At 70.5% G+C, this 19,668-nt stretch carries 13 protein-coding genes and 1 tRNA gene; 9 read left to right on the top strand and 5 right to left on the bottom strand.

Annotation, left to right across the window (positions count from 1 at the left end; all coding sequences use genetic code 11):
• Window positions 1-179: 179 nt before the first annotated feature.
• Window positions 180-1,919, bottom strand: a complete 1,740-nt coding sequence (locus ACF1G2_RS10855) for a lytic murein transglycosylase (RefSeq protein WP_391797951.1) — start codon at window positions 1,917-1,919, stop codon at window positions 180-182.
• A gap of 231 nt (window positions 1,920-2,150) precedes the next feature.
• On the opposite strand from ACF1G2_RS10855, the gene ACF1G2_RS10850 reads away from it, so the two are divergent.
• Complete coding sequence (locus ACF1G2_RS10850) at window positions 2,151-3,029, top strand: DUF4184 family protein (protein ID WP_391797950.1); 879 nt, start codon at window positions 2,151-2,153, stop codon at window positions 3,027-3,029.
• Between the two features lie 164 nt (window positions 3,030-3,193).
• Here the strand turns inward: ACF1G2_RS10850 and polA are convergent, their stop codons facing one another.
• The gene (gene polA / locus ACF1G2_RS10845) at window positions 3,194-5,848 is read right to left on the bottom strand and encodes a DNA polymerase I (RefSeq protein WP_391798135.1); all 2,655 of its coding nucleotides are present in this window, start codon (window positions 5,846-5,848) and stop codon (window positions 3,194-3,196) included.
• A 178-nt stretch (window positions 5,849-6,026) separates the two neighbouring features.
• Between polA and ACF1G2_RS10840 the strand changes: the two genes are divergently transcribed.
• The 7 genes from ACF1G2_RS10840 (at window position 6,027) to ACF1G2_RS10810 (ending at window position 16,170) form a co-directional block, all read left to right on the top strand.
• The gene (locus tag ACF1G2_RS10840; protein ID WP_391797949.1) at window positions 6,027-8,306 is read left to right on the top strand and encodes an FdhF/YdeP family oxidoreductase; all 2,280 of its coding nucleotides are present in this window, start codon (window positions 6,027-6,029) and stop codon (window positions 8,304-8,306) included.
• 127 nt (window positions 8,307-8,433) lie between these two features.
• Window positions 8,434-8,940 carry a PaaI family thioesterase gene (locus ACF1G2_RS10835; protein WP_391797948.1) on the top strand — a complete coding sequence of 169 codons (507 nt, stop codon included), beginning with the start codon at window positions 8,434-8,436 and terminating at the stop codon, window positions 8,938-8,940.
• Between the two features lie 1,339 nt (window positions 8,941-10,279).
• The gene (locus tag ACF1G2_RS10830; RefSeq protein WP_352186340.1) at window positions 10,280-11,512 is read left to right on the top strand and encodes a branched-chain amino acid ABC transporter substrate-binding protein; all 1,233 of its coding nucleotides are present in this window, start codon (window positions 10,280-10,282) and stop codon (window positions 11,510-11,512) included.
• A gap of 103 nt (window positions 11,513-11,615) precedes the next feature.
• A complete protein-coding gene (locus tag ACF1G2_RS10825) occupies window positions 11,616-12,545 on the top strand; it encodes a branched-chain amino acid ABC transporter permease (protein ID WP_352186341.1) in 930 nt (309 codons plus the stop codon).
• Window positions 12,542-14,383 (top strand): branched-chain amino acid ABC transporter permease, encoded by a 1,842-nt coding sequence (locus ACF1G2_RS10820; RefSeq protein WP_391797947.1) that lies wholly within the window; start codon window positions 12,542-12,544, stop codon window positions 14,381-14,383. Before ACF1G2_RS10825 ends, ACF1G2_RS10820 begins: the two co-directional genes overlap by 4 nt.
• A gap of 3 nt (window positions 14,384-14,386) precedes the next feature.
• Window positions 14,387-15,457 carry an ABC transporter ATP-binding protein gene (locus ACF1G2_RS10815; RefSeq protein WP_391797946.1) on the top strand — a complete coding sequence of 357 codons (1,071 nt, stop codon included), beginning with the start codon at window positions 14,387-14,389 and terminating at the stop codon, window positions 15,455-15,457.
• Window positions 15,454-16,170, top strand: a complete 717-nt coding sequence (locus ACF1G2_RS10810; RefSeq protein WP_352186344.1) for an ABC transporter ATP-binding protein — start codon at window positions 15,454-15,456, stop codon at window positions 16,168-16,170. Before ACF1G2_RS10815 ends, ACF1G2_RS10810 begins: the two co-directional genes overlap by 4 nt.
• Window positions 16,171-16,251: 81 nt before the next feature.
• Here ACF1G2_RS10810 and ACF1G2_RS10805 read toward each other — a convergent pair whose 3' ends face one another.
• On the bottom strand, window positions 16,252-16,908 hold the full coding sequence (locus ACF1G2_RS10805; protein ID WP_361432797.1) for a response regulator: 657 nt from the start codon (window positions 16,906-16,908) through the stop codon (window positions 16,252-16,254).
• A gap of 113 nt (window positions 16,909-17,021) precedes the next feature.
• Here ACF1G2_RS10805 and ACF1G2_RS10800 point away from each other — a divergent pair.
• A tRNA-Leu gene (locus tag ACF1G2_RS10800) sits at window positions 17,022-17,094 on the top strand.
• Between the two features lie 84 nt (window positions 17,095-17,178).
• On the opposite strand, the gene ACF1G2_RS10795 is transcribed toward ACF1G2_RS10800, so the two are convergent.
• Window positions 17,179-18,132, bottom strand: coding sequence for a DUF4331 family protein (locus ACF1G2_RS10795; protein WP_391797945.1), 954 nt, complete (start codon window positions 18,130-18,132; stop codon window positions 17,179-17,181).
• A gap of 54 nt (window positions 18,133-18,186) precedes the next feature.
• Window positions 18,187-19,623: a pyruvate kinase gene (pyk, locus tag ACF1G2_RS10790; RefSeq protein WP_391797944.1), complete on the bottom strand. Its 1,437-nt coding sequence runs from the start codon at window positions 19,621-19,623 to the stop codon at window positions 18,187-18,189.
• Window positions 19,624-19,668 lie beyond the last annotated feature (45 nt).

The raw sequence follows: 19,668 nt of genomic DNA, 5'->3' as shown, positions 1-19,668 counted from the left end.
CCGGTGCTCGATCTGATGCGGCGTCAGGGCTGGGGCACCGTAGCAACGTGGCCGCGAGATGAGAACACGTTGCACTCAGAACACAGAGCGCCGCCCCCTCGTCCGGGCGGACGAGAGGGCGGCGGAGGGCCGGCGGCCGAGCAGGACCTCCGGAGGGGGCGCGCTGCTCGACGGGGCGTTCAGGGGGTCCGGGTGGCCTCGGGCGAGCCGGTCGACGAGGACGTCGGGGCAGGCGTCGGGGTCGGGGTCGGGTCGGGGGCCGGGGCGGTGACCTTGAGCTCGATGGTCAGGGTGCCTCCACCGGGCGTCGTCAGCCGGAGCAGGAAGGGGCCCACCTGGTCGTCCGCGTAGATGTCGGGGAGGGTGAGCAGCCCGTTGGCGTCCGTCTTCACCGTGAGGGTCCGCAGCGGCTTGCCGTCGGCGTCCTTGAAGTAGGGGCCCTTGGTGTTGGCCTGCGGGTCGTCCGCCGAGGTGATGAAGGTGGCGGTCAGGCCGACCGAGGCGGCGGCGGCACCGTCGAGGGTGGCCTTCACCAGCACGCGGTCCGCGAACCGGCCGCCGGTGGTGGCCGTCAGCTCCTTGTCGTCACCGCGGACCAGCGTGTCGGCGGTCCGCTCGGTGACGGTCGCGGTGAACGCCACGGGCGCCAGTGCCCGGCCCACGACCGTGGCCCGGACCGTGAAGGTGCCCGTCTGCTCGCCCGCCCGGACGTTCGGCGCGACGGCACGGCCCGTGGAGCCGGTGGTGACCTGCACGCTCTTCGCCACACCGCCGAAGTGGGAGTCGGTGGAGCCGACGATCTCGAAGCGCACGCTCACACCGGCGACCGGCTTGCCCTTCGCGTCCAGCGCCTCGACGGTGGGCCGCTCGGCGAAGGTGCCGCCGGCGGCGACCGTCAGCGTGCCGGTGCCGGCGTCCTTGATCCGCGCCACCTCGACGGTCGCCGGCGGGGTCGGCTTGGGGGTGCCGGGCTCGGACGGGTTCGGCGTCGGCGTGGGCTTCGGCTTCTGAGGGGTCGGCGACGGCGAGGGGGTCACCGGCGCGGTCGGCGTGGGCTGCGGGGAGCGGCCGGTGCTCGGAGTGTCGCTGCGGTCGACGGGCAGTGTTCCCGTGCCGTCCGGGACCTGGTGGGTGCCGCGCTGGTAGTACTCGAACCAGGAGAGAACGGTGCGCAGGTACTCGGTCGAGCGGTTGTAGCTGAGGATCGCCCGGTCCAGATCGGCCTTGACCGCGAGGTCGCGGTTGTTGGCGCAGAGGTAGAGCCCGGCGGCCTGCGCGGCGTCGTAGATGTTGTTGGGGTCCTTGCGGCCGTCGCCGTTGGCGTCCTGACCCCAGGTCGCCCAGGTCGAGGGGATGAACTGCATCGGGCCGACGGCGCGGTCGTGCGTCGTGTCGTTGTCGAAGGCGCCGTTGTCGGTGTCCGAGATGTTCGCGAAGCCGACACCGTCGAGCTTCGGGCCGAGGATCGGCGAGAGCGTGGTGCCGTTGGCGTCGACACGTCCGCCGCGGGCCTGCCCGGACTCGACCTTGCCTATGCCGGCCAGGAGCTGCCACGGAAGGTGGCAGGCGGGGTCGCTGGACCGGATGGACTGCTCCGCGCGCTTGTAGGCGGAGAGCACGGTCGCGGGTATGCCGGCCTCGGCGGGGCCGGTGACGATCGGCAGGTCTATGGAAGTGCCGGGCTTGTTGGGGGTGTTCAGCGGCGGAAGGTCGGTGTAGTACGGCGAGTCGCCGGTCGCCGATCCGTCCGGCGGGAGCGTCGCGTCACCGGCGCCGACCGGCCGGTCCCCGCCCGCTGTGTCCGCGGACGGCGGGACCGCACCGGGTCCCTGCGAGGCGGCCAGTGCCGCCACAGCCGCCGCCACGACGGCACCGCTGGTGGCCCCCCTGCGCAGCCGACGGCCGAATTGCGCTGCCATACGTCTGGTTCCTCCCCCTCGACTCCACTCCGCGCTCCCCGCGCGAGGCCTCAGGAGACCCTATGACACCGACGGGCCCCGGAACACCGAGCCTTGACCGTGTTTCACTCTTTCGTCACCTCTCGGCCGCCCACGACCGGGTCGAGATCGCTCACGCATACTGGGCGTGATCGCCGACCGCCGGCCGCCGGGACGTTCCCCGGCCGGCGTGGATTCGAGGGGGATGTTCCGATGCCGTTCACGCTCAGTCATGCCGCCGCGGTGCTACCGGGCATCCGCCGGGACGGCACCGGACGCGGCCCGTTGATCGCCTCCGCGCTGGTGGCGGGGTCGTTCGCGCCCGACATGACCTATTTCGCGGCCACCGCCATCCCGGGCGCGATGCTCTTCGGGGACGTCACGCACTCCGGTGTCGGTGTCGTGACGGTCGATCTGCTCATCGCCGGCGCCCTGGTGGCGGTGTGGCTGTTGGTGCGCGAGCCCTTGGTGGCGCTGCTGCCGGGACGGTGGCAGGGACGGGTGTGGGGGTTCGTCCGGGGGAGGTCCTGGGACGGCCGCGCGCTCCTGCCGCTCGCCGGGTGGTTCTGCGTGTCCGCGGCCATCGGGGCCTCGACCCATGTCGTCTGGGACTCCTTCACCCACCTCGACCGCTGGGGCACGCGCGCGATCCCGTTCCTCGACGCGATCGTGGCCGGGTTCCCGGTCTATCTGTACCTGCAGTACGGAGGGTCGGCGCTGGCGCTGGCGCTGCTGGTGTGGTTCACGGCGCGGGCGCTGCGCGGCGCCGCCGGAGGGGACGCGCGGCCGGACGGCGTTCCGGTCCTGAGCCCCCGGGGCCGGTGGCTGGCGGGCGGGCTGATCGGCGCCTGCGTCCTGGCCGGGATCGTGCACCGGTGCCTGCGCTGGTACGCGTACTGGGGCCGGATCGAGACGCCCCTGGACATCGTCCCGACTGCCTGCTTCGGCGGCGGCGCGGGGCTCGCGGTCGGCCTGGTGCTGTACGGCGCGGGGATGCGGCTGCGCGGGATGCGGCCGACGGCGGCCGAGCCCCGCGTGGGCGAGCGCTCCGAGGACGAGGTCCCGGCCGGCTCCCGCCCGGGACCTCGCTGACCCGGCTGCGGAAGCGGAGAATCGTTCCGCCCGGGCCGCCCGGGGCGCCGTAGAGCACGCCCGCACACGGGCGCATCCGGCCGCGGCGCCGGACGGGCGTGACGCAGGAGGGCAGCGAGCGCGACCTCTCCGGCGCGGGCGGTCTCCCGCCCGCGCCGGGAGCGTCAGTGGGCCGCCGACTCCCAGTCCGGGCCCACGCCGACCGAGACGTCGAGGGGGGCTCGGAGGGAGACCGCCGAGGCCATCTGCTCGCGGAGGATGGCCTCGACCCGCTCCCGCTCGCCCGCGGCCACTTCGAGCACGATCTCGTCGTGGACCTGGAGCAGCATGCGGGAGGCGAGCCCGGCCTCGGTCAGCGCCCGGTCCACGTTCAGCATCGCGACCTTGACGATGTCCGCCGCCGTGCCCTGGATCGGCGCGTTCAGCGCCATCCGCTCGGCGGCCTCACGGCGCTGGCGGTTGTCGCTGTTCAGATCGGGGAGGTACCGGCGGCGGCCGAGCATCGTCTCCGTGTACCCCGTGGCACGGGCCTCGTCGACGACCCGGTGCAGGTACTCCCGTACCCCGCCGAAACGCTCGAAGTACGTGTCCATCAGGGCACGGGCCTCGCCCGGCTCGATGTTCAGCTGCTGGGAGAGGCCGAAGGCCGAGAGGCCGTACGCGAGGCCGTAGGACATGGCCTTGATCTTGCGGCGCATCTCGGCGTCGACGGCGGACCGTTCGACGCCGAAGACCTGCGAGGCGACCGTGGTGTGCAGGTCCTCGCCGGAGGTGAACGCCTCGATCAGGCCCTCGTCCTCGGAGAGATGGGCCATGACCCGCAGTTCGATCTGGCTGTAGTCCGCCGTCATCAGCGACTCGAAGCCCTCGCCCACGACGAAGCCGTGCCGGATGGCGCGGCCCTCGTCGGTGCGCACCGGCACGTTCTGCAGGTTCGGGTCGGTGGAGGACAGCCGGCCCGTCGCCGCCACGGTCTGGCTGAAGGTGGTGTGGATGCGGCCGTCGCCGGCGACCGTCTTGATCAGGCCCTCGACCGTGGAGCGCAGACGCGCCTGCTCACGGTGGCGGAGCATGATCACCGGCAGTTCGTGCTCGGTCTGTCCGGCCAGCCAGGCCAGCGCGTCGGCGTCCGTGGTGTAGCCGGTCTTGGTCTTCTTCGTCTTCGGCAGGTTCAGCTCGCCGAAGAAGACCTCCTGGAGCTGCTTGGGCGAGCCGAGGTTGAACTCGTGGCCCACCGAGTCGTGCGCCTCCTTCACGGCCTGCTGCACCGCTCCGGCGAACTGCTGCTCCATGGCCTCCAGATGGTCCCGGTCGGCGGCGATGCCGTGCCGCTCCATCCGGGCCAGGAGCAGGGACGTCGGCAGCTCCACGTCATGCAGCAGCTCGGTCGCGCCGACCTCGCCGAGCTTCTCGCCGAACGCCTCTCCGAGATCGAGGACCGCGCGCGCCTGCGCCATCAGGGCGTCCGCCTCGGCGTGCTCGTCGGTGCCGAAGGCGAGCTGCCCGTCGGCGGCCGCCGGGGCCAGCTCGCGGTGGAGGTACTCGACGGAGAGCGCGTCCAGGGCGAAGGAGCGGCGCCCGGGCTTGACCAGGTAGGCGGCGAGCGCGGTGTCCATCGTGATGCCGTCGAGCTGCCAGCCGTGCTCGGGGAAGACCCGCAGGGCCTCCTTGGCGTTGTGCATCACCTTCGGCATGGCGGCGTCGGCGAGCCAGGCCGCGAAGGCACGCTCGTCCTGCTCGTCGAGGCGCGTGGTGTCGAACCAGGCCGCCTTGCCGTCGGCCGCCGCCAGCGCGACCTCGCTGACGTTGCCCGCGCCCAGGGCCCAGGTGGCGACGGTCGCGACACCGAGGGGCTGCGCGGCGTGAGCCTCCAGCCAGGGCGCCAGCTCGCCGGTGCCGAGGGCGGTGCCGTCCAGCTCGACGCCCGCGTCGGGAACCGGGGCTTCCTCTTCTTCCGCGCCGGGGTCGACCGCGAGCAGGCGCTCGCGCAGGCTCGGGTTGCGGATCTCCAGGACCTCCAGGAAGCCCTTGAGCGCGGTCCGGTCGTACGGCGCGCGCTCCAGCTCCGCGACGGTGCGGGGCAGTTCGACGTCCCGGACCAGCTCGGTCAGGTGGCGGTTGAGCTTGACCGACTCCAGGTGGTCGCGCAGGGCCTGCCCGACCTTGCCCTTGACCTCGTCGGCGCGCTCGACCAGCTCCGCGAAGGACCCGAACTGGTTGATCCACTTCGTCGCGGTCTTCTCGCCGACGCCCGGGATGCCGGGCAGGTTGTCGGACGGGTCGCCGCGCAGGGCGGCGAAGTCGGGGTACTGCGAGGGGGTGAGGCCGTACTTCTCCTGGACCTTCTCCGGCGTGAAGCGGGTCAGCTCGGAGACGCCCTTGGTGGGGTAGAGCACGGTCACGTGGTCGGTGACCAGCTGGAAGGAGTCCCGGTCGCCCGTGACGATCAGGACCTCGAAGCCGGCCGCCTCGGCCTGCGTCGCGAGCGTCGCGATGATGTCGTCGGCCTCGAAGCCGTCGACCGCGAACCGCACCGCGTTCATGGTGTCGAGCAGCTCGCCGATCAGCTCGACCTGCCCCTTGAACTCGTCCGGGGTCTTGGAGCGATTCGCCTTGTACTCGGGGAAGTCGGCCGAGCGCCACGTCTTGCGGGACACGTCGAACGCGACGGCGAAGTGCGTGGGCGCCTCGTCGCGCAGCGTGTTCGCCAGCATCGACGCGAAGCCGTAGATCGCGTTCGTCGTCTGTCCGCTCGCGCTCGTGAAGTTCTCGACGGGCAGGGCGAAGAACGCCCGGTACGCGAGCGAGTGCCCGTCCATGAGGAGCAGGCGGGGACGGGTTTCTTCGGTCTTCTTCGATGCTGTCTGGGCCACGTACACGATCCTGCCACGGACCACCGACAATCCCCTCCACACCCGGTCCGGGCACCGCGCTGTCGGAGGCGCGTGACAGGATCGGAGACGTACGACACAGGATGACCGCTCAAGGGAGAGCGCGATGGTCAGCAAGCCCCCCGCCGGCGACCCGGTCCAGGACGCACCGCAGGTCGCGCCGCCGCAGCACGCCGCGGCCGGCCTGGCCGCCGTCGCGCACACCCTGAGGATCGCCCAGGCTCAGATGGGGGTGGCGCGCAGCGCGCGGACCCTGCTCAAGGTCAACCAGAAGGACGGGTTCGACTGTCCCGGATGCGCCTGGCCCGAGGGCGACAAGCGGCACGTGGCGGAGTTCTGTGAGAACGGGGCGAAGGCGGTCGCCGAGGAGGCGACGCTGCGCCGGGTGACCCCGGACTTCTTCGCCGCGCACCCCGTGGCGGACCTGGCGAACCGGAGCGGGTACTGGCTGGGCCAGCAGGGCCGCATCACTCAGCCCATGTACAGGGGGGAAGGCGCCGAGCGGTACGAGGCGGTGACCTGGGAACGGGCGTTCGCGATCATCGCCGAGGAGCTGACCGCCCTCTCCTCCCCCGACGAGGCGCTCTTCTACACCTCGGGGCGGACCAGCAACGAGGCCGCGTTCCTGCTGCAGCTCTTCGCCCGCGAATTCGGTACGAACAACCTGCCGGACTGCTCCAACATGTGCCACGAGTCCTCGGGCTCGGCGCTCAACGAGACCATCGGGATCGGCAAGGGCAGCGTCTCCCTGGAGGACCTCCACCAGGCCGACCTGATCGTCGTCGCCGGACAGAACCCGGGCACGAACCACCCCCGGATGCTCTCCGCCCTGGAGAAGGCCAAGGCGGCCGGCGCGAAGATCATCTCGGTGAATCCGCTGCCCGAGGCCGGTCTGGAGAAGTTCAAGAACCCGCAGACCGCGACCGGCATGCTCCGGGGCGCGGCGCTGAACGATCTCTTCCTGCAGATCCGCATCGGCGGCGACCAGGCCCTCTTCCGGCTCCTGAACAAGCTGATCCTGGAGACGGACGGGGCGGTCGACACGGAGTTCGTCGACGCGCACACGCACGGATTCGAGGAGTTCGCCTCGGCCGCGCGCGCCGCGGACTGGGACGAGACGCTGGCGGCCACGGGCCTGGAGCGGTCCGAGATCGAGCGGGCCCTGGAGATGGTCCTCGCCTCGGAGCGGACCATCGTCTGCTGGGCGATGGGCCTCACCCAGCACAAGCACTCCGTGCCGACGATCCGCGAAGTGGTCAACTTCCTTCTCCTGCGCGGCAACATCGGCCGCCCCGGCGCCGGCGTCTGCCCCGTCCGCGGCCACTCCAACGTGCAGGGCGACCGCACGATGGGGATCTTCGAGCGGCCCGCGCCCGCGTTCCTGGACGCCCTGGACAAGGAGTTCGGGATCGTCTCGCCGCGCCATCACGGCTTCGACGTGGTCCGCTCGATCCAGGCGCTCCGCGACGGCGAGGCGAAGGTCTTCTTCGCCATGGGCGGCAACTTCGTCGGCGCGACCCCGGACACCGAGGTCACCGAGGCGGCGATGCGCCGGGCGCGGCTGACCGTCCACGTCTCGACGAAGCTGAACCGCTCGCACGCGGTCACCGGCACGCGCGCGCTGATCCTTCCCACGCTCGGCCGCACCGACAAGGACGTCCAGGCGAGCGGCAAGCAGTTCGTGACCGTCGAGGACTCGATGGGCCTGGTGCACGCCTCGCGCGGCAACCTGCCGCCCGCGAGTCCGCACCTGCTCTCCGAGCCGGCGATCGTGGCCCGGATGGCCCGTGCCGTCCTCGGGGCCGGCTCGGCCACGCCGTGGGAGGAGTTCGAGAAGGACTACGCCACGATCCGCGACCGCATCGCGCGCGTGGTGCCCGGCTTCACGGACTTCAACGCCCGCCTCGCCGCCGACCCGGGCGGCTTCGCGCTGCCGCACGCCCCGCGCGACGAGCGCCGCTTCCCCACGGCCACCGGCAAGGCCAACTTCACCGCCGCCCCCGTCGAGTACCCGAAGGTGCCGGAGGGCCGGCTGCTGCTCCAGACCCTGCGCTCGCACGACCAGTACAACACCACGATCTACGGCCTCGACGACCGCTACCGGGGGATCAAGGGCGGCCGCCGGGTCGTCATGGTCCATCCCGAGGACGCGGCGGCCCTGGGCCTGGCGGACGGGTCGTACACGGACCTGGTCAGCGAGTGGACCGACGGCAGCGAGCGGCGCGCGCCGGGTTTCCGGGTCGTGCACTACCCGACGGCGCGGGGCTGCGCGGCCGCGTACTACCCGGAGACGAACGTCCTGGTGCCGCTGGAGTCCACGGCGGACATCAGCAACACCCCGGCCAGCAAGTCCGTGATCGTGCGGCTGGTCCCGGCGGCGGGCTGATCGCCGTACCTCCCGGACAGGGGGGCTGGACCGCCCCCGGGGGCCGTCTGGAACAATCACGGCACGCCTAAGCGTTCGCTCAGGCAGGTGTTCACGACGACGTACGAAGACGAACGGAGCCGGGCCGATGGGCGAGCAGCATCACGTGAAGTTCCCGCAGGAGGTCATCGACGAGTACGCCGCGCTCGGCGTCGACCTTCCCGCCCTCTTCTCGGCCGGACACCTCGGCAACCGCATGGGCGTGCAGATCATCGAGGCCTCCGCGGAGAAGGTCGTCGGCACGATGCCGGTGGAGGGCAACACCCAGCCGTACGGTCTGCTGCACGGCGGCGCCTCCGCCGTCCTCGCCGAGACCCTGGGCTCGATCGGCTCCATGCTGCACGGCGGTGTCTCCAGGATCGCGGTGGGCGTGGACCTGAACTGCACGCACCACCGCGGGGTCCGCAGCGGGCTCGTGACGGGTGTCGCGACGCCGGTGCACCGCGGCCGTTCCACGGCCACGTACGAGATCGTGATCACCGACGAGCAGGAGAAGCGGGTCTGCTCGGCCCGGCTGACGTGCCTGCTCCGTGAGGTCTCGCCCAAGGACGCCGACAACATCCCGAACGCGGACGGCAGCGGCGCCGGCGCCTGACCCCCGGTCGCCACCTGACAACCCGGTCGGCGCCCGACAACCCAGGCCTGGGGCGCACCCAGCCCGGGGCACCACGCCCGGCGCCCGGCACCCCCGCCGGGGGCACCACTCGTTCTCACGCGGCCCGGGACGGTCACCACCGTCCCGGGCCGTCTCCGCGTCGGGGCGATCACGGCGTACCGTCACCAGGAGTCACCTTCGCCGAAGCGGGGACGATTCCGGATCGGCCCCCGGGCACCCCGGCCGCAGGACATGGAGCCTCCCGTTCCGGGCACCGTGGCCGGTGAAGCGAGCCGGGCCCCGGAACACCGGCTCCCGGACGCCGGGCCTCGCCTTCCGAACGCGGACCCGCCGGGCGACCCCTCCCGCGGACGGCGTGCGGATTTCGCCCCCCGGACACCGAAGTCGCCGGTCCGGCATCGCGACCACCCCGCCCGACGACACCGGCCCCGCGCCTCAGGCCGCGCAGCCCGGCCCGCGCCCGCCCCTGCGCCCGGGCGCCTCACGCACCAACAGCCTCTCCCGTCACGGCGATTCGCGCAGTTCACCACCCGGATCACCGTCGCGTCCCCTTCCCCCGGCCACATCCGCGGGCGCGTACCCCTGCCCCGCGCTGTCGACCAACTGCCTTGCACGAAAGGCCTGTTGCACCCCGCGAGCAGGTTCCCCCGGAGGCCTCACAGGCAAGGCATCCACCCCACGTGCAGGCCACACGGGCAGCGCCGGACCCGCCGCGCGACTCCGCCCCGCGCGGCGGCGGACATCCGCACCGACCTCATCCCGTACCGGGCGCAACGACGCGCGAGAGCGGAGCACATGAGCCGGGCGCGGCCGGCCGCCCGGGAACGGGAAGCAGCCTCCGCCGCCTGCCCGTGCCATCCGCCGCCGTAACACTCCGTGAGGATTCTCCGGCCGGAGAACGGCGCGGTCACTCCCAGGTTCTGTCCGCTGACGTTTGAGTGACTGTCCGATATCCGGAGAGCGTCACCAGCGGTCCGACAGGAGCAAGTTCCACTCAAGCCCCTTAGCGGAACTGGGCGTTCTCACTATGTGAACACCACGTTGCAGACCCTTTTGTCCTGTTTTGCCCACCCCCTGTCCACCTCCTCTCCCCCAGGCGATAACAAGACAGTCACATCCTGACCTCGCCGCTCCCCACCTCCTCCACCTGCGCTTAGAGTCACGGCCAGTCACCGCGCCGCCGGGCGCGTCCACTGCACGACCTCGGCTTCACCACAGTCATCCCAGTACGGCCCGGCATTCACAAACGGCACCTCAAGCTCCATGCTTCACGGCACCGCCTCAGCTCGAGGGGGCCGCGCCAGGGAAAGGATTCATCGTGCGACACCGTTCCTTGCTCATCCTCACCACCGCGATCACCGCGGGAGCACTCACCCTCACCGCCTGCGGTTCGCGCGACGACAAGGGCGGCGACGCCGCCGGCGGCGGCAACACGACCGTCGTCATCGGCCTCGACGCGCCCCTGACCGGCGACCTCTCCGCGCTCGGTCTCGGCATCAAGAACTCGGCCGACCTCGCGGTCAAGACGGCCAACAAGAAGGAGTACGTCAAGGGCGTCACCTTCAAGCTGGAGTCCCTCGACGACCAGGCCCAGCCCTCCTCCGGCCAGCAGAACGCCACCAAGCTGGTCGCCGACAAGGAGGTGCTCGGCGTCGTCGGCCCCCTGAACTCCTCCGTCGCCGAGTCGATGCAGAAGGTCTTCCAGGACGCGAACCTGGTGCAGGTCTCCCCGGCCAACACCAACCCCTCGCTGAGCCAGGGCCCCAACTGGAACAGCGGTGACAAGAAGCGGACCTACAAGTCCTACTTCCGCACCGCCACCACCGACGCCATCCAGGGCCCGTTCGCCGCCCAGTACGTCGTCAACAAGGCCAAGAAGACCAAGGCCTTCATCATCGACGACAAGAAGACCTACGGTGCCGGCCTCGCCGCCACCTTCAAGGGCGAGTTCGAGAAGCTCGGCGGCAAGGTCGTCGGCACCGACCACGTCAACCCCGACACCAAGGACTTCAGCGCCGTCGCGACGAAGGTCAAGAGCTCCGGCGCCGACGTCGTCTACTACGGTGGCGAGTACCCGGCCGGTGGCCCGCTGACCAAGCAGATCAAGGAAGCCGGCGCCAAGGTCGTCGTCGTCGGTGGCGACGCCCTCTACAGCGCCGAGTACATCAAGCTCGGTGGTGCCGCCTCCAACGGTGACATCGCCACCTCCGTCGGCGCGCCGATCGAGCAGCTGCCCTCCGCCAAGGAGTTCCTGGCCAACTACAAGGCCGAGAACTACAAGGACGCGTACGAGGCGTACGGCGGCTACTCCTACGACTCGACCTGGGCCATCATCGAGGCCGTCAAGAAGGTCGTCGACGGCAACGGCGGCAAGCTCCCCTCCGACGCCCGCGCCAAGATCGTCGAGGCGATGCAGTCCATCTCCTTCGAGGGCGTGACCGGCAAGGTCTCCTTCGACGAGTTCGGTGACACCACCAACAAGCAGCTGACCGTGTACGGCGTCGAGAACGGCGCTCACAAGCCGATCGAGTCCGGCACCTTCGGCGGCTGATCCGCTCCACCTCACCCCTCAGCACCACCTTCGCCGCGCGGGGCGCCGCACCACAGCGCCCCGCGCGGTGTCACATCCGTCGAAAGTCTCGGAGGACAATGCGGTGAACGAACTGCCGCAGCAGCTGGTCAACGGCCTGCTACTGGGATCCATGTACGGGCTGGTCGCCGTTGGTTACACGATGGTCTACGGCATCGTCCAGCTCATCAACTTCGCCCATGGCGAGATCTTCATGACCGGCGGCTTCGGGGCCCTGACGGTCTGGCTCATGCTCCCCGGAGGAACCAGCCTCTGGATCGCGCTCCCCCTCATGATCATCGGTGCCATCCTGGTGGCCACGACCATAGCCGTCGGCGCCGAACGCTTCGCCTACCGGCCGCTGCGCGGCGGGCCCAAGCTCGCCCCGCTCATCACGGCCATCGGTCTCTCGCTCGCCCTCCAGCAGGCCGTCTGGGCCTGGTACCCGGAGGCCAAGTCGGCCCGCACGTTCCCGCAGATCCCCGGCGGCCCGATCGAGCTCGGCCCGATCACCATCGGAACCGGTGACGTCTTCCTCGTCGTCGCCGCCCCGATCTGCATGGCCTTCCTCGCCTTCTTCGTCATGCGCACCCGCATCGGACGCGGCATGCAGGCGACGGCCCAGGACCCGGACACCGCGCGCCTCATGGGCGTCAACACCGACCGCATCATCGTGATCGCGTTCGCGCTCGGTGCGTCGTTCGCCGCCGTCGGAGCCGTCGCGTACGGCCTCAAGTACGGCCAGATCGACTACAAGATGGGCTTCCTCCTCGGACTCAAGGCGTTCACCGCCGCGGTCCTCGGCGGCATCGGCAACATCTACGGCGCGATGATCGGCGGACTCGTCCTCGGCATCGCCGAGACCATGGCCACCGCCTACATCAACCACATCCCCGGCATGCAGCAGCTCGGCGGCCAGTCCTGGGCCGATGTCTGGGCGTTCGTACTCCTCATCGTCGTCCTCCTCCTCAGGCCCCAGGGTCTGTTGGGCGAGCGCGTCGCGGACAGGGCGTGACCACCATGACCACCACTTCCGAGAACACGACGGCCCCCGCCGCACCCGAGCCCGCGACCGCCACGGCGACCGGACTCCTCCCCCTGCCCGCCACCACCGCACGGGCCCTGGCCCTCGGCGGCGGCGCGCTCACCGTGGTCAGCTGCTTCCTCTCCTGGACCTGGACGGCCGCCTTCCCCGGCGACCTCACCGTCTACGGCTACCCGGGCGGACTGCAGTGGCAGGTCCTCGTGGCCGGCCTGCTCACCGTCCTGTTCGGCCTCTCCTCGTACGGGGTCAAGGGCACCGGCTGGCTCACCCCGGCCGGCGCCGACGGGGCGATCAAGTTCTCCGCGCTCGCCGCCTTCGCCACCGCCTGGTACACGATCGTCTCGATCAGCGTCCAGCTCGGCGGCCCGATCAACCTGGAGCCCGGTGGCGCCGTCGTCGGCGTCGCCACCCTGCTCGCCCTGATCGGCGCGCTGGCCCTGCCCTTCGAGCGTCCCGAGCTCCACGCCGTGGACCCCGAGGACGACGGCTGGTCCCAGTTCCGTCACCGGCTCGGCAACGGCTGGCAGACCTTCAAGGCCTCCTTCGCCGCGGGCCAGGTCCGCCCGGTGCCCCCGCTGCCGTCCGCGGTCGAGATCCTCATCATCACCGGCATCCTCGCCGCCGGCCTGGGCGTCTTCACCTACGGCATCGGCACCGAGTACGACGAGGCGTTCATCGGCTTCCTGATCACGGCCGGCTTCGGCTTCGCCGCGCTCACCAAGTCCGGCCTCATCCAGCAGGCCACCCAGCTGACGTCGAAGCACCAGAACCTCACCATCGCCGGTGCGTTCATCGCCGCGGCCCTGTTCCCCTTCACCCAGACCGACGACCAGTACGCCACCATCGGCGTGTACATCCTGATCTTCGCGACGGTGGCCCTCGGCCTGAACATCGTCGTCGGCCTCGCCGGTCTGCTCGACCTCGGTTACGTCGCCTTCCTGGGCGTCGGCGCCTACGCGGCCGCCCTGGTGTCCGGCGCGCCGACCTCCCCGCTCGGCATCCACCTCCCCTTCTGGGCCGCCGTGCTCGTCGGCGCCGGAGCCTCGCTGATCTTCGGTGTCCTCATCGGCGCCCCGACCCTGCGGCTGCGCGGCGACTACCTCGCCATCGTGACGCTCGGCTTCGGTGAGATCTTCCGCATCACGATGATGAACACGGACGGCACCTCCGGTCCGGACATCACCAACGGCTCCAACGGCATCGCGTCCATCCCGAACCTCAACATCTTCGGGTTCGACTTCGGCATGGAGCACTCCATCGCCGGATTCACCATCGGACGCTTCGCCAACTACTTCTTCCTGATGCTGCTGATCATGGCGGTCGTCGTCCTCGTCTTCCGACGGAGCGGCAACTCCCGTATCGGCCGCGCCTGGGTCGCCATCCGCGAGGACGAGACCGCCGCACTCGCCATGGGCATCAACGGCTTCCGCGTCAAGCTCATCGCCTTCGCCCTCGGCGCCTCTCTCGCCGGTGTCGCCGGCACCGTCCAGGCCCACGTCACCTACACCGTGACCCCGGAGCAGTACCTCTTCGCCGGCCCCATCCCGCCCAACTCCGCCTTCCTGCTCGCGGCCGTCGTCCTCGGCGGCATGGGCACCATGAGCGGTCCCCTGGTCGGCGCGGCGCTGCTCTTCCTCATCCCGAACAAGCTTCAGTTCATGGGCGACTACCAGCTGCTCGCCTTCGGTCTCGCGCTGATCCTGCTCATGCGGTTCCGCCCCGAGGGCATCATCGCCAACCGGCGCAACCAGCTCGAGTTCCACGAGAACGCCGAAGCGCCCGCCACGCTCGCCAAGGCAGGTGCCTGAACCATGACGACCATCACCACGACGAAGGACACCGCTCCGGCGGTCCCGGACCGCGAGCCCGTGCTCGACGCCCGCGGAGTCACGATGCGCTTCGGCGGCCTCACCGCCGTCCGCGACGTCAACCTCACCGTCAACAGCGGGGAGATCGTCGGTCTCATCGGCCCCAACGGCGCCGGCAAGACCACGTTCTTCAACTGCCTCACCGGCCTCTACATCCCCACCGAAGGCGAAGTCCGCTACAAGGGCAACGTCCTGCCGCCGAAGTCCTTCAAGGTCACCGACGCAGGCATCGCCCGTACCTTCCAGAACATCCGGCTGTTCAGCAACATGACCGTCCTGGAGAACGTCCTGGTCGGCCGCCACACCCGGATGAAGCAGGGCCTCTGGTCCGCCCTGCTGCGCCTTCCCGGCTTCAAGAAGGCCGAGAACGAGGCCGAGACGCGAGCCCTCGAACTCCTGGAGTTCATCGGCCTGAAGCACAAGGCCGACCACCTCGCGAAGAACCTCCCCTACGGTGAGCAGCGCAAGCTCGAGATCGCCCGCGCGCTCGCGAGCGACCCCGGCCTCATCCTCCTGGACGAGCCGACGGCCGGCATGAACCCGCAGGAGACCCGGGCCGCCGAGGAACTCATCTTCGCCATCCGGGACATGGGCGTCGCCGTGCTCGTCATCGAGCACGACATGCGCTTCATCTTCAACCTCTGCGACCGGGTCGCCGTGCTCGTCCAGGGCGAGAAGCTGCTGGAGGGCGACAGCCAGACCGTCCAGAGCGACGAGCGGGTCATCGCCGCCTACCTGGGGGAGCCCTTCGAGGGCGCGCCCGGCGAGGAAGAGGTGGCCGAGGTCGAGGCGGCGGAGGCCGCCGCGGAGGAGGCCGCCGCCGAGGAAGCCACCTCGGAGGAGGCGACCGACACGGACGCCGACCCCGAGCCCTCCGACGCCGACGCCGAGCCTGCCGACGCCGACGAGGCCTCCGAGGCCGACGAGGCCGCCGGCGACGCCACGGACAGCACAGAGACCGCGGCCGAGGACACCCCGAAGGCCACCGGTCCGGGCAAGGAGAACGACGCATGACCGCACTGCTCGAAGTCGAGGACCTGCGCGTCGCCTACGGCAAGATCGAGGCCGTCAAGGGCATCTCGTTCTCCGTCGAGGCCGGCGAGGTCGTCACCCTGATCGGCACCAACGGCGCCGGCAAGACGACCACCCTGCGCACCCTCTCCGGACTGCTCAAGCCCGTCGGCGGCCAGATCAAGTTCGAGGGCAAGTCGCTCCGGAAGACGCCCGCGCACAAGATCGTCTCCCTCGGCCTGGCCCACTCCCCCGAGGGACGCCACATCTTCCCCCGGATGACGATCGAGGAGAACCTCCTCCTCGGCGCCTTCCTCCGCAAGGACACCGCGGGCATCGCCAAGGACGTCCAGCGCGCCTACGACCTCTTCCCGATCCTCGGGGAGCGGCGCAAGCAGGCCGCGGGCACCCTCTCCGGCGGCGAGCAGCAGATGCTCGCCATGGGCCGTGCCCTCATGTCCCAGCCCAAGCTGCTCATGCTCGACGAGCCCTCCATGGGTCTCTCCCCGATCATGATGCAGAAGATCATGGCGACCATCGCCGAGCTCAAGGCCCAGGGCACCACCATCCTGCTCGTCGAGCAGAACGCCCAGGCCGCGCTCGCCCTGGCCGACCACGGTCACGTCATGGAGATCGGCAAGGTCGTCCTGTCCGGCACCGGCCGGGACCTGCTCCACGACGAGTCCGTGCGCAAGGCGTACCTCGGCGAGGACTGAGTCACCGGCACCGAGAACGAGGAGGCCCGCCCCACAGCGTTGTGGGGCGGGCCTCCTTCTCGTACCGGTACGGCTACGGCGTCACTGCTGGCCCTTGGCCGCCTTCTTCTCCTCGGCGTCCTCGATGACCGCCTCGGCGACCTGCTGCATCGACATGCGCCGGTCCATCGACGTCTTCTGGATCCAGCGGAACGCGGCGGGCTCGGTGAGGCCGTACTGCGTCTGCAGGATGCTCTTCGCCCGGTCCACCAGCTTGCGCGTCTCCAGCCGCTGGGAGAGGTCGGCGACCTCCTTCTCCAGCGCCCGCAGCTCCGCGAAACGGGACACGGCCATCTCGATCGCCGGGACGACGTCGCTCTTGCTGAACGGCTTCACCAGGTACGCCATGGCGCCGGCGTCCCGCGCCCGCTCCACGAGGTCGCGCTGGGAGAAGGCGGTGAGCATCAGGACGGGGGCGATGGACTCCCCGGCGATCTTCTCGGCGGCGGAGATGCCGTCGAGGACGGGCATCTTCACGTCCAGGATGACGAGGTCGGGCCGGTGCTCCCGGGCGAGCTCGACGGCCCGGGCGCCGTCGCCGGCCTCACCGACGACCGAGTACCCCTCTTCCTCGAGCATCTCTTTGAGGTCGAGGCGGATGAGGGCCTCGTCCTCGGCGATGACGACGCGGGTCGTCAGCGGCGGGACGTGCGACACGTCGGCGTCGTCGGCGGGCTGGGGCGACTCGGGGGCGGTCACGGGGGCTCCTCGTTCAAGGCCTCTTCCAAGGCGGATACAGCTCCCCAAGAGCCTACCCACCTCCTGTAAGGTGGGGGCACGGCGGGTGACCGCCGATCTTCGTTCCGAAGGATGCCCCGGTAGCCCAGCGGTAGAGGCAGTGGTCTCAAACACCATCCAGCGTGGGTTCGAATCCCACCCGGGGCACTCTACCTTCGATTTAAAGGTTCGAACTTTTCGTCGGCGATCTTCGCCCGACCCGGTGATCACGCACGACGGACACCGGCCGCCTCAGTGGGGCGTCCCCAGGTACGGGAAGTGCGGCAGGAGGTCCTTGTGGGGGCCGATGTGGTCCGAGGTGACCTTGCCGCCCGAGATCATCGCGAGCCGCGCCGAGGTGACGTCGTCCGTGAGCGTGCGCCCGTTGGGGTAGGCGGCGGGCTTGCTCCGGTCGTAGCGCAGGACGTCGGGGAGGACCGTGCGGAGCGCCTCCTCCGCCGCCTCGGGGGTGTAGCCGCCGGTGTGGGCGAGGGCCGCCTTCCAGGGTTCGAGGTACGTCGCCCAGTCGTCGGCCGGCTCCCCCTCGTTGTAGGCGTCCTTGGCCTCCTCCGCGTTCAGGTACGCGGTGAGGGAGGGGTGGGCCCCGCGGTCGACGGACTTCAGTTCGCCGTCGACGTGGAGGCTGACGCGGGCCCAGATCCCGATCCGGGGGTTGTCGCCGAGCGCCTCGTCGGGCATCTCGAGGGCGATGCCGAAGACGTTCTTGTCGGCGCCCCAGTCGGTCCCGGTCCACGTGAAGTCGGCGACGATGCCGTCGAGGTCGGCGAAGAAGGGGTCGCTGCGCAGTCCGGCGGAGACCTTGTAGCCGTCCGCCTCGGTCACGGACAGCTCGCGGCCGAAGGAGACGGGGACGTCGGTGAAGAGCGGCGTGCCGGCCGCCTCGTGGGCGCGGGCCTCGACGCCGGTGGCGCGGTGGAGGGCGAGGGTCTGCTCGCCGTCGTCCGCGGGATCGGAGAAGGTGAAGCTGAAGGCGATGTCGGCCTGGTTGTCGCCGTCGGTGTCGACGTTGACGCGGTAGACCGCGTCGGGGTGGAACGCGGTGCCCCCGGTGGGCGCGACCGGGTTGACGTTCATGATGAGAACGGTTCGCCCGCCGGGAACGGTGAAGGCGAAGAGGTCGGTCAGGTCCAGGCGGGCATCGCCCATCGGGGAACGCAGACGGGGTCCGCTGAGGTGGTGTGACATGGCGTCACCTTGGCGCTCGGACAGGGGCGTCGGCGTGCGACGGGGCCGCCGTGGTCACTCCTTCGGGCTGTCGTCCTCGCCGATGTGGTGGACACGGACGAGGTTGGTGGAGCCGGGGACTCCGGGCGGGGAGCCGGCGGTGATGACGACGACGTCGCCCTTCCGGCAGCGGCCGATGCGCAGGAGCTCCTCGTCGACCTGGGCGACCATCGCGTCGGTGGAGTCGACGTGGGGGCCGAGGAAGGTCTCGACGCCCCAGGTGAGGTTGAGCTGGGAGCGGGTGGCGGGGTCGGGTGTGAAGGCGAGCAGCGGGATGGGCGAGCGGTAGCGGGAGAGGCGCTTGACGGTGTCACCGGACTGGGTGAAGGCGACGAGGAACTTGGCGCCGAGGAAGTCGCCCATCTCGGCGGCGGCGCGGGCGACCGCTCCGCCCTGGGTGCGGGGCTTGTTCCGCTCGGTCAGCGGCGGCAGGCCCTTGGCGAGGACGTCCTCCTCCGCGGCCTCGACGATCCGGCCCATGGTGCGGACGGTCTCGACGGGGTACTTGCCGACGCTGGTCTCGCCGGAGAGCATCACGGCGTCGGTGCCGTCGATGACGGCGTTGGCCACGTCGCTGGCCTCGGCTCGGGTCGGCCGGGAGTTGTCGATCATCGAGTCGAGCATCTGGGTGGCGACGATGACCGGCTTGGCGTTGCGCTTGGCGAGCTTGATGGCGCGCTTCTGGACGATCGGGACCTGTTCGAGGGGCATCTCGACGCCCAGGTCGCCGCGGGCGACCATGATGCCGTCGAAGGCGGCGACGATGTCGTCGATGTTCTCGACGGCCTGGGGCTTCTCGATCTTGGCGATGACGGGGAGTCGGCGTCCCTCCTCGTCCATGATGCGGTGGACGTCCTCGATGTCGCGGCCGCTGCGGACGAAGGAGAGGGCGATGACGTCCGCTCCGGTGCGCAGCGCCCAGCGGAGGTCGTCGATGTCCTTCTCGGAGAGGGCGGGGACGGAGACGGCGACTCCGGGCAGGTTGAGGCCCTTGTTGTCGGAGACCATTCCGCCCTCGACGACGCGGGTGTGGACGCGGGGTCCGTCGACGGAGGTGACTTCGAGGGTGACGCGGCCGTCGTCGACGAGGATGCGCTCACCGGCGGTGACGTCGGCGGCGAGGCCGTCGTAGGTGGTGCCGCAGATGTGGCGGTCGCCCTCCGTCGGCTCGACGGTGATGGTGAAGTCGTCGCCGCGTTCAAGGAGTACGGGTCCTTCACGGAACCGGCCGAGGCGAATCTTCGGACCTTGAAGGTCGGCGAGGACTCCGATGCTGCGGCCGGTCTCGTCGGAGGCTTTCCGTACGTGCTGGTAGCGCTCCTCGTGTTCGGCGTAGCCGCCGTGGCTGAGGTTGAAGCGGGCGACGTCCATTCCGGCCTCGACCAGTGCCTTGATCTGGTCATACGAGTCGGTGGCGGGCCCCAGGGTGCAAACGATTTTCGCTCGGCGCATGGTTCGACCCTAGGGCTTACCGGCGGGTAGTTGAGGGGCCGGGCA

It is taken from the genome of Streptomyces sp. NPDC013457, from assembly GCF_043089925.1.
In the GTDB taxonomy this organism is placed as follows: Bacteria; Actinomycetota; Actinomycetes; order Streptomycetales; family Streptomycetaceae; genus Streptomyces.
The sequence above is the reverse complement of the archived record's forward strand: the minus strand, read 5'-3'. Positions and strand labels throughout refer to the sequence as shown.

Excerpts from the sequence above, each read along its gene's own strand:
- ACF1G2_RS10850 (WP_391797950.1), top strand. The coding sequence starts at position 2,151 with ATGCCGTTCACGCTCAGTCATGCCGCCGCGGTGCTACCGGGCATCCGC.
- ACF1G2_RS10855 (WP_391797951.1), bottom strand. The coding sequence starts at position 1,919 with ATGGCAGCGCAATTCGGCCGTCGGCTGCGCAGGGGGGCCACCAGCGGT.
- pyk (WP_391797944.1), bottom strand. The coding sequence starts at position 19,623 with ATGCGCCGAGCGAAAATCGTTTGCACCCTGGGGCCCGCCACCGACTCG.
- ACF1G2_RS10815 (WP_391797946.1), top strand. The coding sequence starts at position 14,387 with ATGACGACCATCACCACGACGAAGGACACCGCTCCGGCGGTCCCGGAC.
- ACF1G2_RS10810 (WP_352186344.1), top strand. The coding sequence starts at position 15,454 with ATGACCGCACTGCTCGAAGTCGAGGACCTGCGCGTCGCCTACGGCAAG.
- ACF1G2_RS10795 (WP_391797945.1), bottom strand. The coding sequence starts at position 18,132 with ATGTCACACCACCTCAGCGGACCCCGTCTGCGTTCCCCGATGGGCGAT.
- ACF1G2_RS10835 (WP_391797948.1), top strand. The coding sequence starts at position 8,434 with ATGGGCGAGCAGCATCACGTGAAGTTCCCGCAGGAGGTCATCGACGAG.
- polA (WP_391798135.1), bottom strand. The coding sequence starts at position 5,848 with ATGGACGGGCACTCGCTCGCGTACCGGGCGTTCTTCGCCCTGCCCGTC.
- ACF1G2_RS10840 (WP_391797949.1), top strand. The coding sequence starts at position 6,027 with ATGGTCAGCAAGCCCCCCGCCGGCGACCCGGTCCAGGACGCACCGCAG.